Source organism: Streptomyces sp. JLSY215 (genome assembly GCF_059682825.1).
Genome location: NZ_CM185022.1, coordinates 5695125 through 5708697, shown reverse-complemented (window position 1 = coordinate 5708697; position 13573 = coordinate 5695125). Strand labels below are relative to the sequence as shown.

Below are 13573 nucleotides of genomic sequence, written 5' to 3'. Positions count from 1 at the left end.
CACTGCCACGCCCTACTTCATTCCGAGTCAACCGTTCCGATGCGCGAGACGAACGCATCCCAGTAACCGGGCAGCGACTCCCAGGCACCCCCGGCCGTGCCCGCCGCGGCGGCCGCCCGGCGGTCGGTGAGGTACACCGTGCCCGCGCCCTGCCAGCGGGCGATGCGCAGCGCCTCCTCCAGATGGGTGCGGGGCACGCCGTGGACGAGGTGGCAGAACCGCTCGGGCGGATAGTCGGCGGTCCACTCCGCCACCTGTGACCAGCGGTAATCCGTCCAGGCGCCGGCGAAGGTGACGAGCTGGTCGGCGGACTCGGCGTAGCCGGGGAAGGGGTGGGTGCCGTGGCCGAAGACGAGGTAGGTGTCCTCGCGCAGGGTGCGCAGGCAGGTGGCGATCCGCCGGGTTTCGGGCAGCAGTGTCCGGTCCGTGGGACAGCGGTCCAGCCAGAAGCCGTCGACCCGGTACCACTCCAGGAAGCGGTGCGCATCGGAGATCAGCTCGCCGAAGGGGCGGGCGCCGTGCCCGGTGTCCAGGTGGCCGAGCACGCGGACACCGGTCTCCCGGAGGCGGGCGACGGCGGGCATGCAGTGCGGGTCGGGGCGGGCCCCGGGTCCGTTGCAGACGTTGAGGACCGCCCAGTGGAGGGGCGCCACGGATCCGCTGCCGTCGTCCCGGGCGGCGGCCTGGGGGACGGCACCCCGGGAGCAGCGCAGCAGCGCGGCCCATTCGGTGGGTGCGAGCAGCGGATGGGCGAAGCCGGGGACGCCGACGCCGAGGGGGACGGCCCCGAGGGGGGCGCGGGTGAGGCCGGTGGGGGTGGTCAGATACGACATGCGGCCTCCATCCAGATGTCGGCGAGGGACTCCTCCAGGCCGATCCGCGGGCGCCAGCCGAGCCGGTCGCGGGCGGTGCGTACATCCGCCTGCTGCCAGGTGCCGCAGCCGTCCGGGTAGGGGTAGGTGGCGGGCGGCCGGTCCATCGGGTGGTCGGAGCCGGGGCCGGGGCCGGGGATGACCAGGCGGGCGGGCGGCGAGTCGAGCTCGTGCAGCGCGCCGCCGAATCCGGCGACCCGGGCGAGGACGGAGGCGGCCTCGCGCAGCCGTACGGCGCGGCCGGTGCCGATGTTGACGACGCCCTGCGCGGCGGAGAGGGAGGCGGCGTGCACGGCGCGGGCGACGTCCCGTACGTCGACGAAGTCCCGCTGGACGCCGAGGCCGCCGAGCTTGAGTTCGCTGTCGTTGGACTGCATGGCGCGGCGCATCGCCTCGGCGAGCCGGCCGAGCGGGGATCCCGCCGGGGTGCCGGGGCCGACCGGCGAGAAGATGCGCAGGACGACGGCGTCGAGGCCGGAGCCCAGGACCAGTTCGGTGGCGGCCAGTTTGCTCACGCCGTACGGGCCTCCGGGGCGCGGCACCGCGTCCTCGGCGGTGGAGGAGCCGGGCTGCGAGGGCCCGTACTCGGAGGCGCAGCCCAGCTGGACGAGGCGGGCGCCGCAGCCGCTGCGCCGCAGGGATTCGCAGATGGTGGCGACCGCGACGGTGTTGTGGCGGGTCAGTTCGCGGGCGCCGCCGCGGGTGGCGCCCGCGCAGTTGACGACGACGCCGGGGTGGACGGCGTCGAGGAAGCGGGTGAGCGCGCCGGGGCTGCCGCTGGCGAGGTCGAAGCGGACGTCGGCGTCGTCGCCGCGTCCGAGGACGGTGAGCTGGACGGCGGGGTCGGCGAGCAGGCGGTCGGCGACGTAGCGGCCGAGGTAGCCGTTGGCGCCGATGAGCAGCACCCTCATCGTGCGGCCCCCCGGTGCCCGTGGCGTGTGGTCGGGTGGACGTTCATGGTCGTGCTCCTAAGACGGGTCGGGGAAGTACGTCGGCGTCGGCCGCGGGGTCGGCGTCCGCCGTGCGGGCGGGGGCCACGTGGGGGGTGGGGTCCGCGGCGAAGTGGCCGGGGCGGCGGTATCGGGGTGCCGCTCCGGGGGTGGTGCGTGGTGCGAGGGGGGTCCTTGAGGGGTGGTGGCCTGGCTGGGGGCGCCTCCCAGCGGTAGCCGGGGGAGGGTGGGCCGGTATCCGGAGGGTCACGGCCGGTCCGCCTCCGCCGGCAGGGCGGGCGAGTGCGCCCAGGCGCCGGTCAGTGCGCGCAGGGCGTACGCCAGGAGGCCGAGGGCGGTGGCGGCGCAGGCGAGGGCGGCCACGGCGGCGGGTCCGGCGTGGGTGATCAACGCCTCCACCGGGGCGCCGAGCGGCGCCAGGCCGGGGAGCCGGGCGGTGAGCACCAGGGCGGGGGCGAGCGCTTCCAGGGCGGCGGCGGTGGCGAGGCCGGTCGCCGCGGCCCGGGGGTAGCCGTGGACGGTGAGCAGCCGGGCGAGGAAGAGCAGCACTCCCAGGGCGGCCGCCGCGGTCAGGTCCGTCGTGCCGAGGCCGCCGAGGACGGCGCGCGCGCCGGTCAGCAGCGCCAGCACGGCGCCGAGGAAGAGGGCGGTGGCGCCGAGGAGCAACGGGCGGATGCGGGCGGCGAGTTCGGTCAGCCGGCAGCTGGCGGCCAGGCCGCGCCGGCCGCGGCGGGCGAACCAGCGGGCGCACCCGGCGGCGGGCGCGACGGCGCAGGTCAGTGCCACGGCGGTGGCGACGGCGGCCCGGGGGTGCGGCGGCAGATCGGGCCCGCCGCCGAGGAGTTCGGCCAGCAGCCAGTCGCCGTAGACGGCGTAGCCGACGGTCCAGCAGATCCACAGGCCCGCGGCGCCGCCGCCGTGATGGTGTGAGCGCAGCGGTCCGGTGCGTACGGCCAGTCGGACCGCGAGGGCGGTGAGCGCGCCGCCGGCGACGGTGACGGCCGGGCGGGTCAGGGGAGTTGACGGCGCGGCGGCGGCGAGTGCGGCGAGGGTCGCGGCGCAGACCGCGCCGGGCAGCAGTTGGAGTGCGGCCCGCACGCCCAGGGACCGTGGTGCGCATTCGACCGCGGGCGCGACGGCCGCGGCGGCCTCGGCGCGCGGCACCCGGGCGTAGAGCTCCTCGGCCAGCGAGAAGATGTCCCGGTGGCGGCAGTGGGCGGCGGTGCGGTCGGTGACGCCGTGGGCCTCCAGGCCGGCGGCGATCTCCAGCGGGTCGACGGCGTGTGCGCACAGCTCCTGGTGGCGGTGCATCAGGGCGCGTACGGGGTCGGCGGGGCCCCGGCGTGCGGGGCGTGCGACGGCTTCTTTGCTGGTGGGCGCGGTCATGTTCGCTCTCCTCTCCCTGCGGACGGGGCGGGGGCCGCGCAGGCCGGCACACCGGCGTCGTCCCGCTCCTCCCCCGCCGCCCAGCTGGGCGTCCGTCCCGCGCAGGCCGCGGCCCAGTGGCCGGGCACATGGGACTCGGCGGGGCTGTCGAACGGCCGCGGCACGCCGTCCGCGTAGGCGGCGCCGGAGGCGGCCGGGCGGCCCGGGGCGTGTGAGATCAGCTCCAGGTAGATGCCACGAAATGCCGCGATGTTCTGCTCCGCGGTGAACAGTTCGAGGGCCCGCGCGCGGGCGGCCGCGCCCAGCCGGGCCCGCCGGTCGGGGTCGCCGAGCAGCGCGCGGCAGGCTTCGGCGAGGGCGTGGGGGTTGCGCGGCGGGACCACCAGGCCGGTGCCGCCAATGACTTCGGGGACCGCTCCGGTGTCGGTGGAGACCGTGGCGCGGCCGCAGAACATCGCCTCGACCAGGGTGCGCGGGAAGCCCTCGACGGCGCTGGAGAGCACCAGCACCGTCCCGCAGGCGTAGGCGTCCTCCAGGGTGGGCACTTCGGGGCTGCCGATCTCCTCGAAGCTGACGGGGTTCTCGCCGGCGGTGCGGTCGTCGGCGGCCTCGTCGGGGAAGAGCTGGGCGGCGAGCGCCTGGCAGTGGGCGCGGTAGCCGGGCGCCTGGGGGTCGCGGCCGACGCCGCCGATGATCCGCAGGGTTGCGGACGGCTCGCTGCGGCGGATCCGGGCGAAGGCGTGCAGCAGGCCGATGATGTCCTTGGCCGGTTCGATGGCGCCGACCCATACGAGGGTCTTGGAGCCGTCGGCCTCGGCGTCCGCGACCGTGGCGAAGCGGGCGGCGTCCATGCCTTTGTAGACGGTGCGGAGCCGGGCGGGGTCCGCGCCGCAGTGCTGCTGCCAGCGGCGGGTGTGGGTGTTGCCGGGGGTGATCAGCGCGGCCTGGGTGTAGGTCTCGGCGGCCAGTGCCCTGCGGAAGGCGGCGAGCAGGGCGCGCACCGGCGCGGTCAGGGGGGCCGTGGGGCGTGCGAGGTAGTGCTCGCGCAGCCGTACGCCGTACTCGGTGACCAGGAGGGGGGTGCCGAAGAAGCGTTTGGCCAGCAGCCCCGGGAGGGCGGCCGCGCCGCCGGAGGCGGCGTGGCACAGGTCGGCGCTGCCCAGGCCGTCGACGTCGCCGTACCAGTCCAGCGAGAGGGGGCGCAGGGCGCTTTCGAGGTGTTCGGTGACGGTGAGCAGGTCCCGTACCTGGGCGCCGTGCGCGGCGGGCAGGGTGCGGGGGGCGCGGCAGGCGGCTTCCAGGATGCGTACGGCGTCCTCGGAGCGGAGCAGGGCGGGCAGGCCGCCGTGGGTGCGGGCGAGGTCGGCGAGCCCGTAGAGCCCGGCGGCGAAACGGTCCGCCTTGTCGATCATGGGGTGGTCGGCGCCGGTCCGGCCCTCCCCGGCGGGTGTTGTGGCGAAGGCGGCGGCGAGGTCGGCGAAGTGCTCGGCGAAGCGGCGCCGTTCGCGGCGTCCGACGGCGCGGGCCCGGCGTTCCTCGGCGGGCCGGCGGTGTGCGTCGGGGACGGCGCCCCACAGCGGCGCGCGGCCGGCCTGCCGTACGTGGGCGGGCAGCTCGGGCGGGCTCCCGGCGTCCTGGTGGGGGTGGGTGGTCAGGGCGTAGACGTCGAATTCATGGGCGGTGAGCCCGCGCACGAGCCGGTCGCACCACGCGTGCGACTCACCGGTCGCGTACGGGTAGCCACCCTCGGTGAGCAATGCGATGCGCATCGGTGCACCCCCGTCCTCTCTGTCGGCGTCCCTGGCGCGACGGCCGGGCCGTCACCTGCAGGAAGAAGCTATGCAGAGGGGCCGGTGGCGCGATGGACGGTTGTCCGTCGCGCCACCGGAAGGGGTGAACGCGCGTGACTTTCCACCCCTAGGGGCGTTTCGCCGCGCTATGTGACCGTCAGGCGACGGCCCGTAGTGCCCGCCTGTCTGCGGCGACCCGGGGGTCGAGCACCGGAACGGCCGTCAGGAGGGTGCGGGTGTAGGGGTGTTCGGGGCGGTCGTACACGGTGTCGACCGGGCCCTCCTCCACGATGCGCCCGGCGCGCATCACCGCCACCCGGTCGCTGACCGCCCGCACGACGGCCAGGTCGTGGGCGATGAAGATCATCGCCAGGCCCAGTTCCCGGCGCAGCCGGCCGAGGAGTTCCAGCACCTGTGCCTGCGTCGTGACGTCCAGCGCGGAGACCGGCTCGTCGCAGACCAGCAGCCGGGGCGAGGGGGCCAGCGCCCGCGCGATGCCGACCCGCTGGCGCTGGCCGCCGCTGAATTCGTGCGGATAGCGGTGGTACCACGCCGGGTCGAGCCCGACCCGCTCCAGCAGCTCCTTGGCCCGCCGTACGGTGCCCGCGTCGTCGAGCTCACCGGCGGCGCGCAGCGGGTCGGCCACCGATTCGCCGATGCTGCGGCGCGGGTTGAGCGAGGAGACCGGGTCCTGGAAGACCATCTGCAGCTCGCCGCGCAGCGGCCGCAGTGCGCGCTCGTCCAGCGCGCCGAGGTCGTGGCCGCGGTAGCGCAGGGTGCCCGCGGTGGGGTCCAGGAGGCGGACCAGCATCCGGCCGACCGTGGTCTTGCCGCTGCCGGACTCTCCGACCAGGCCGAGCGTCTCACCGGCCCGTACGCTCAGCGAGACGTCCTCGACGGCGGTGGTCCGCGCCCCGCGCCGCCCGAACTCCCGCCGCAGCCCGACGGCTTCGAGCAGCGGCTCCTCCGGGGCCGCGGCGGGCGGCGCCGCGGGCCGCTCCCGTACGGCGTCCACCCGCGGCACCGCCGCCAGCAGCTCCTTGGTGTACGCGGCCCCCGGCGCGCCCAGCACCTCCCCGACCGGCCCGTGCTCCACGGCCCGGCCCGCCCGCATCACCAGCACCTCGTCCACGCTCCCGGCGACCACGCCCAGATCATGGGTGACGAGGACCAGGCCCATGCCCGTCTCGGCCCGCAGCCCGTGCAGCAGGTCGAGGATCTGGGCCTGGACGGTGACGTCCAGCGCGGTGGTCGGCTCGTCCGCGATCATCAGTCGGGGCTCGCAGGCCAGCGCCATCGCGATCAGGGCGCGCTGGCGCATCCCGCCGCTGAACTCGTGCGGCCGGGAGCGGGCGCGGCGGGCGGCGTCCGCGATGCCGACCCGCTCCAGCGCCTCGACCGCGCGGGCGCGGGCGGCGCGCCGCGAGACGTCCGGCCGGTGCACCCGGTGGACCTCGGCGATCTGGTCGCCGATGGCGTAGTACGGGTCGAGCGAGGACAGCGGGTCCTGGAAGACCATCGCGGCCGTTCCGCCGCGCAGCCGGCGCAGCTGCGGTTCCGGGGCGGCGAGGACGTCCAGGCCGCCGACCCGGACCGTGCCCGTGACCTGGGCGCCGGTGCCCCGGTGGAGGTCGAGCAGGGCGGCGGCCACGGTGGACTTGCCCGACCCGGACTCCCCCACGATGCCCAGCGCGCGGCCGGGTGCGAGGGTGAACGAGAGGCCGTCGACGGCGCGTACGGCATGCTCCGCGGATCCGGCGCCGGGGAAGGTGACCGTCAGGTCGGCGACCTCCACCAGGTCTGCGGTCGCGAACGGTTCTGCGGTCACGTGAGGGTCACCCTTCGGTCGGCGAGCGCGTACAGCACATCCGCGACGGCGTTGGCGAGGACCACGGCCGCGCCGAGGCACAGCACGCTGCCGACGACCACCGGCAGGTCCACGGTCCGCACCGAGCGGACCAGCTGCTGCCCCAGGCCCGGCAGGCCGAAGAGCGTCTCGGTGAGCATCGCGCCGCCGAACATGGTGCCGAGGTCGATGGCGTTGAGCGCGATGACCGGCGGCAGCGCGCCGCGCAGCGCATGCCGGCCGATGACGGCGCGTTCGCGTACGCCGTAGGCACGGAAGGTGCGGATATGGTCCTCGGCCAGCGTCTCCAGCGTCGAGGAGCGGGTCAGCCGGGCGTATTTGGCGGACTCCAGCAGGGCCAGCGACGTCCAGGGCAGCAGCAGGTTCCAGGCCCACTGCTCGGGGTCCTCGGACAGCGGCACATACGTCGGGAACGGCAGCCACTGCAGATATGCGCAGAAGATCATCAGGAGCAGCAGCCCGGTGATGAAGACCGGGGTGGCGGTGCCGGTGAGGGTGAGCACGGTCAGCACCCGCTCGGTCGCCCCGCCGCGGCGCAGTGCGGACAGCAGCCCGGTGCCGACGCCGAGCAGCAGCCACAGCACCATGGCGCCGAAGGCGAGCGAGGCGGTGACCGGCAGCCGGGCCGCGAGCAGCTCGGTGACCGGCTGGTCGTTCTGGTAGGAGAGCCCGAGGCAGGGCGCATGGCAGTGCAGTACGCCGGTGCCGGTGGAGTAGTCGCGGCCGGCGACGAGGCCCTGGAGGAAGTGCAGATACTGCACCAACAGGGGCTCGTTCAGGCCGAGTTGCTCTCTGACCTGGCGGAGCTGTGCGGCGTTGCAGCGGGGGCCGCAGGCCAGCTTCGCGGGATCGCCGGGTGCGACGTAGAAGAGCAGATACACCAGGACGGAGAGCAGGAGGAGGACGATCAGCGCGCCGCCCAGCCGGCGCAGGACATAGCCGGTCATACGGCGGCACCTTTCTGCGGCTGCTGCGTCTGCTGCGCCTTCTCCGTCTTCTGCGTACTCTGCGCCTCCGGGGCGGCCGGCGTCCTCCCGGCCGTCCGCCCGGCGCCCCGGGTGCCGACCCGCAGCCGGGACCGCTCGCGGGGATCGAGGGCGCTGCGGACCGCATCGCCCACCACGGTCAGGGACAGCACGGTCACGAACAGGAACGCCGCGGGCAGCAGGACGTACAGGGGGTCGGCGCGGAACCAGGTGGTGGCGGTGGAGAGCATCTGGCCCCAGGACGAAGTGGGCGGTTTTACGCCGATGCCGAGGAAGGACAGCGAGGCCTCGGCCACGATGTTGGTGGGGACGCGGATCGCCGCATAGGTGATCACCGGCGCGGCGAGCGCGGGCAGCAGCTCCCGGCGGGCCACCCGCCAGGGCCCCGAGCCGCCCAGCCGGGCCGCCGCCACATGATCCAGACTCTTCAGCGTCAGCGTCTGCGCCCGGACGATCCGCGAGGTGCCGCCCCAGTCGAGCAGCCCGATGACGAGGACCAGCAGCAGCGGCCGGGGGAAGCCGGGCGGTACGACGGCGGTCAGCGCGACGGCCAGGACCAGCATCGGCAGCGCCAGCATGACGTCGGTGAAGCGGGACAGCACGGTGTCGGCGAACCGCCGGCCGAAGCCCGCCGCGAGGCCCACCAGGACGCCGATCAGGATCTGGACGACGGTGGCGCCGAGGGCGACCAGCAGCGAGACCCGGGCGCCATACAGCAGCCGGGCGAACAGATCGCGGCCGGTGCCCGGTTCGACGCCCAGCCAGTGGTCGGCGCCGATCCCGCCGTACGGGCCGGTCGGCACCCCGCCGCGCGCCGAGTCGATGAGGCCGTCGTGATAGGCGGTGGGGTCCTGGCCCTCCAGGGCCGACAGCAGCGGCGCGCCGAGGGCGAGCAGCGCGAGTACCGCGAGGACGGCGGCGGCCACCACGGCCGACCGGCGGGCACGCAGCCGCCGCCATACCCCGCTTTCCTGATGGTTCGTCACTTGACGGCGACCTGCGAGATGTCGAGCACACCGTCCCAGTCGCTGATGACGATGTTCTTGACGTCCTTGCCGTACAGCCGCTTGTAGACGGGGTGGAACAGCGGTACGGACAGCGCCCGCTCGCCGATCTTCTTGTCCAGGGCGCCCCACCGCTCGGCGGCCGCGGCCAGGTCGGTCAGCTTGTTGATCTCGTCGATCTCGCGGTTGACGGCCGGGTCGTCGAGCTGCGCGTGGTTGAAGTTGGCGGCGTCCTTGACGATCTGCCGCCCGTCGAAGATCGGCGCGAGGAACGGACCGCCGGAGGGCCAGTCGGCGCCCCAGTGGCTGATGAACAGGCCGGGCTCGTCCTTGATGCTGTGGATCTTGTCCTTGTAGTCGTTGTCCTCCAGGCCGGCCAGTTCGACGGTGATACCGGCCTTCTTCAGCGCTTCCTGGACGGCGGTGGCGACCTCCGGGCTGGTCTCGAAGTTCTTGGCGGTGGAATGGGTGAGGGTGAGGGTCAGGCCCTTTCCGTAGCCCGCCTGCTTCAGCAATTCCTTTGCCTTGGCCGGATTTCCGGTCTTTCCGGCGGGGAAGGGGTCGGCGGGCGTGTAGCCGAAGGACTTCTGGTCCGGCAGGAAGGTCGTGGCGGGCTCGGCGAGCGAGGAGCCGCCGGCCGCATTGACCACGCTCTGCCGGTTGATGGCGTAGGAGATCGCCTGGCGCACCTTCGGATTGTCGAAGGGCTTCACCTTCGGGTTGAAGGCGAGGTAGGTGGTGTAGCCGAAGTGGCCGGTGCCCACGCGCTTCTGGAGTTCCTTGTCCTCGGCCGTCTGGGCGAGTTCGGCGGGCCCGAGATTGGTGTCGGTGGTGACCGCGGCGGCGTCCGCACCCGAGCCGGTGGACAGCCGCTGGTTGATGACGGCGGAGTCGAGGCCCGACTTGACGTCGATGGTGTCGGGGTAGGCGTGCCGTTCCTGGTCGGTCTTCGGCGACCAGTGCGGATTGCGGGCGAGAAGGACGTGTTCGCCGTCGCCGGTGTTCTTGACGACCCGGTACGGGCCGGAGGAGACCGGGTGTTCCTCGTACTTCGTTCCGGTGTCCTTCTTCCGCGGCACCGGCGCGAACTGCGTCTGCGTGGCCAGCAGCGGGAATTCACCCTCGGGTTTGCGGAGATGGAAGACGAGGGTCTTTTTGTCGGGGGTCTCGATCGACTTCAGGCCGTCCTTGGAGGTGTCCTTGTACGGGCCCTGATATCTGTCGCCGCCGACCAGCCAGTCCCGCAAATAGGGGGCGCCGCCGGAGAGTTCCGGGGCGAAGGACCGCTCGATGCCGTATTTGATGTCGGCGCTGGTGATCGGCGAGCCGTCCTCGAACTTCAGCCCGTCCTTGAGGGTGTAGGTCCACACCGTGGCGTTCTTGCTGGGCCGCCCGGTGTCGGTGGCGAGATCCGGGACGGCCTTGGCGCCGGCCGCGCCGTTCTCCCGGTTGCGGGTGGTCAGCGTGCGGAAGACGAGGGTGGGGACCTTGCCGCCGCCGGAGGTGTAGAGCCGGGCGGGGTCGAAGTCGGTCTGCGGCTCGGAGTTCAGGACGGTCAGGGTGCCGCCCTTCTTCGGGGCGCCGCCGCCCTTGGCGCCGGCGTCCTCGGGGCCGCAGGCGACGGCACCGCCCGCGAGGACGACGCTCACCGTGGCCGCGGCCGCCCGGCGGGCGGTGCGGGAGAGTTGACGGGAAGGGGCCGGTGCGGCCATGGCGGGGTGCCTTTCGCAGCAGGATGCACCCGCAAAAGGCGGCAGGGAGGGCGCGATGCTGCGCGAGGCCGCCCCTGCGGACACGTAAGTGAAGGTGAACTACGCGGATACGCGGGGGATGTGCCCCGGTCCGGGCGAAGGCTCAGGGCCGCGCCGCTACGGAACCGGGTCGGTCTCAGCGACAGTCGATGTCGGCCACGCACTGCACGGACACGCCGATCAGCGCCAGCTCTATGGCGGCGCGGTCGGTGGTGTGGCGGTGCGGCATGCGCAGATCATGGAACGAAGGTTCGCGTCCTGGCAAGGTGTCTCGGTATGAGAGACACCGTGTCTCACGGTCGGCGGACGCGGCGCGCCGCCGGGATCACCGGGCGGCCGGATACGGCCAGGAGTTGGGCCGGCAGGTCACGCCGTCCGTCGTCAGGAACTTCGTCTGCTGCATCATCACCGGGGCGAGCGCGCCCTGCTTCGTGCACACCTCGTGGTTGTGCCCCAGACGGTGGCCGACCTCGTGGTTGATCAGCATCTGGCGATAGGCGTGCATCTTGTCGGGGCCGTAGGTCTTCGCGCCCTGCGCCCACCGGTAGGCATTGATCATGACGCGGTTGGTCGCCGCCGAATCGCAGGAGACGTTCTCCTCGGCGGTGTCCAGCCCGGACTTGGCGCACCATGCCGCGGTCGTGCCGGGGCTGGCCAGCGAGATCACGAAGTCGGCGGGGCCGGACGCCACCCGCTGGAAGGTCTGCTGCCCGCCGTGCGCCCAGCTCCGGTCGTCGTTGAGGGTCTTGTGCACGGCCTCGGCGAAGAGCTTGCCGTCCAGCGGCAGCCCCTCCTCGATGTCGACGCGGTAGTGCCACACCTTGCCGTGCCCCGGCGCCTTGGCGTCCCCGCCGACCGGCCGGAACTTTCCGGTGGCCGTCAGCTTGGCGTCGAGCGGGAAGATCTGCGCCATCTGCGCCTCGTACGAGGCGGGTTTGGCGTCGTGGGTGGGGCGGGTCCCCGACCGGGAGGCGGCGCCGTCGACGCCGTCCGGGTGATCCGCGCCGCTCTGCGGCTGCGTCGCGTCGCCGTCCTTGCGCTGGTCGGCGACCTGGCCCGCGATGACCACGGCGAGCACCGTCGTCACCGCCGCGGCGGCCGCGCCGGTGAACGTACGGCCCTTGGTGCCCTTACGGCCCGGCCGCCCGTCCTCCCCCGCCAATCCCTCGGGGTCGTCGCCGTCGTCCGGCCCCGAGCCGTCGGCGCCGAGTCCGGACGTCCGGGCCGGCTCGTCCCACTCGGCCCCCTGGCGCCCCTCCTCGATCGCCTCGCGCTCGAAGACCACGGACCGTCCGGTGAACCGGCCGCCGGGCGGGATGCCGTCCGCCATGCCACCGGGCGGGGCGCCCGCACCGGGGCCGTACGGGGCGGCGCCGGGGCCGCCCCGCCGGGGCGCACCGGCCCGGAAGACGTCGTCGTCCTCGAAGGCGTCCACATACTCGGTCCGCGGCGGGCCGGCCGGTCCGCCGACGATCCCCTGGACCGCGCCGGTGCCCATGGGGCCCGGCGTCCCGTACCGGGGCCGGCCGCCGCCGGGGGCCTCGGCCGCGCGCGGCCGGGGAATCCTCGGCCCGCCCGGCGGGGGCGTCGTGGGGACCGCGCCCGCGGGGAAGGCGCCCCAGGCGCCGCCGGGTTCGCGCTGTTCGGGATGGCCGCCGCGGACCTCGGCGGCCGGGTCACCGGTGGGCGCCTGGCGCCGGCGGCGTCCCGAGCCGGGTCCCGGCCCTGGGAGCGTGCCGCCCGGCGGTACCGACGGCGGGGCCGAACCCGGGATGTCGCCTGCGGATTCCGGCCGGCCTTGGCGGCTATGACGTCCCACGGGGCGTGTCAGCTCCTGCCCGCATCAGCGGTCACATCGGTCACATCTTGTCCGTCGTGCGCGGCATTCGCGGCGTTCGCGTCGAGCAGCTCGCGGACGGCCCGCGCCACCGTCTCCGGGTACTCCATCATCGCCACATGCCCCGCCTCCGGCAGCGTCAGCAGCCGCGAACCGCGGAACGCCGCGGCCGCCCGCCGCGCCATCCGGTAGGAGACCAGGCGGTCGCGCCCACCGTAGACGAGAAGCGTGGGCGCGAGCACCCGTTCGGCCTGACGCCACAGATTGTGCTGCCCGCCGAGCGTGTAGGCGTTCACCAGACCGCGCGCCGAGCGCTCCATCACCTCCCAGAAATAAGGGAGTTGAAGCCGTCGGGCGTATTCCTCGGCGGCGGCGCCGAGGCCTTCGGGGGTGATCCGTGCGGGGTCGCCGTAACAGAGGGCCAGCACCTCGCGGGTGCGGCGCTCGGGCGTCCAGTCGCGGGTGGCCTCGCGGAAGAGCCGGGCCACCCCCGGGACCGCGAGCAGCGCCGTCGGCACGGCCGTCAGCTGGGGCCGCAGTTCGGGCAGCGCCGGGGAGATCAGGGTGAGGCTGCGGACCAGATCGGGGCGTACGGCGGCCACCCGGGTCGAGGCGGCGCCGCCCATGGAGTTGCCGATGAGGTGGACGGGGCCGCGCCCGGCGGCGTCGAGATAGCGGATGACCGCGCGGGCCTGCGCGGAGACGGAGTAGTTGCCGTCACCCGGGGGCGGCGACTGGCCGAAGCCGGGCAGATCGAGCGCCTCGCCGTCGACCCGGTCGGCGAGCAGCGGCATCAGGGCGGACCAGTTCTGCGAGGAGCCGCCGAGGCCGTGGACGTAGAGCGCGGGCTCGCGGCCGGGTGCGTCGCCGTCGGCCGGTGTCCCGGCGGGCGCCCGCACGTGCAGCGTCAGACCCGGCAGGGTCACGGCGCGCACCGTCTCCGCCTCGCCCGCCGGGGATCCGGGGCCGGCCGGGGGTACCTGAGGAGCGGCGGTCCGGGCGTCCGGCGAGTCGGTCGAAGACATGCAGTCGATGTTACGAGACGATCACGCCCCCGATTGTGTGTTCGCGGTCACACACCGCATCGCGCTGTCGGTGCCGCTCTCCTACGCTCGTATCAAGGGCAGCCG

General features: G+C 74.3%; 11 protein-coding genes. All 11 read right to left on the bottom strand.

Going from position 1 to position 13573, the window contains the following annotated elements:
* Nucleotides 1-17 precede the first annotated feature (17 nt).
* Nucleotides 18-833, bottom strand: coding sequence for a spherulation-specific family 4 protein (locus tag AC5677_RS25675; protein WP_497190285.1), 816 nt, complete (start codon nt 831-833; stop codon nt 18-20).
* A complete protein-coding gene (locus AC5677_RS25670; protein WP_497190284.1) occupies nt 821-1783 on the bottom strand; it encodes an NAD-dependent epimerase/dehydratase family protein in 963 nt (320 codons plus the stop codon). The genes AC5677_RS25675 and AC5677_RS25670 overlap by 13 nt, the downstream gene beginning before the upstream one ends.
* A 285-nt stretch (nt 1784-2068) precedes the next feature.
* A complete protein-coding gene (locus AC5677_RS25665; RefSeq protein WP_497190283.1) occupies nt 2069-3208 on the bottom strand; it encodes a hypothetical protein in 1140 nt (379 codons plus the stop codon).
* Nucleotides 3205-4977 carry a DUF3492 domain-containing protein gene (locus AC5677_RS25660; RefSeq protein ID WP_497190282.1) on the bottom strand — a complete coding sequence of 591 codons (1773 nt, stop codon included), beginning with the start codon at nt 4975-4977 and terminating at the stop codon, nt 3205-3207. Before AC5677_RS25660 ends, AC5677_RS25665 begins: the two co-directional genes overlap by 4 nt.
* Before the next feature lie 178 nt (nt 4978-5155).
* On the bottom strand, nt 5156-6826 hold the full coding sequence (locus AC5677_RS25655) for a dipeptide ABC transporter ATP-binding protein (RefSeq protein WP_497190281.1): 1671 nt from the start codon (nt 6824-6826) through the stop codon (nt 5156-5158).
* Nucleotides 6823-7812, bottom strand: a complete 990-nt coding sequence (locus AC5677_RS25650) for an ABC transporter permease (protein ID WP_497190280.1) — start codon at nt 7810-7812, stop codon at nt 6823-6825. Before AC5677_RS25650 ends, AC5677_RS25655 begins: the two co-directional genes overlap by 4 nt.
* Complete coding sequence (locus tag AC5677_RS25645; protein WP_497190279.1) at nt 7809-8837, bottom strand: ABC transporter permease; 1029 nt, start codon at nt 8835-8837, stop codon at nt 7809-7811. The genes AC5677_RS25650 and AC5677_RS25645 overlap by 4 nt, the downstream gene beginning before the upstream one ends.
* Nucleotides 8834-10567 (bottom strand): ABC transporter substrate-binding protein, encoded by a 1734-nt coding sequence (locus tag AC5677_RS25640; protein WP_497190278.1) that lies wholly within the window; start codon nt 10565-10567, stop codon nt 8834-8836. The genes AC5677_RS25645 and AC5677_RS25640 overlap by 4 nt, the downstream gene beginning before the upstream one ends.
* Before the next feature lie 175 nt (nt 10568-10742).
* Nucleotides 10743-10835, bottom strand: coding sequence for an Ms4533A family Cys-rich leader peptide (locus AC5677_RS25635; RefSeq protein ID WP_497190277.1), 93 nt, complete (start codon nt 10833-10835; stop codon nt 10743-10745).
* Nucleotides 10836-10931: 96 nt separating this feature from the next.
* A complete protein-coding gene (locus AC5677_RS25630; RefSeq protein WP_497190276.1) occupies nt 10932-12425 on the bottom strand; it encodes a DUF3152 domain-containing protein in 1494 nt (497 codons plus the stop codon).
* Between the two features lie 8 nt (nt 12426-12433).
* Entirely contained in the window at nt 12434-13468 is a 1035-nt protein-coding gene (locus tag AC5677_RS25625; RefSeq protein ID WP_497190275.1) for an alpha/beta fold hydrolase, read from the bottom strand.
* Between the last annotated feature and the right edge of the window lie 105 nt (nt 13469-13573).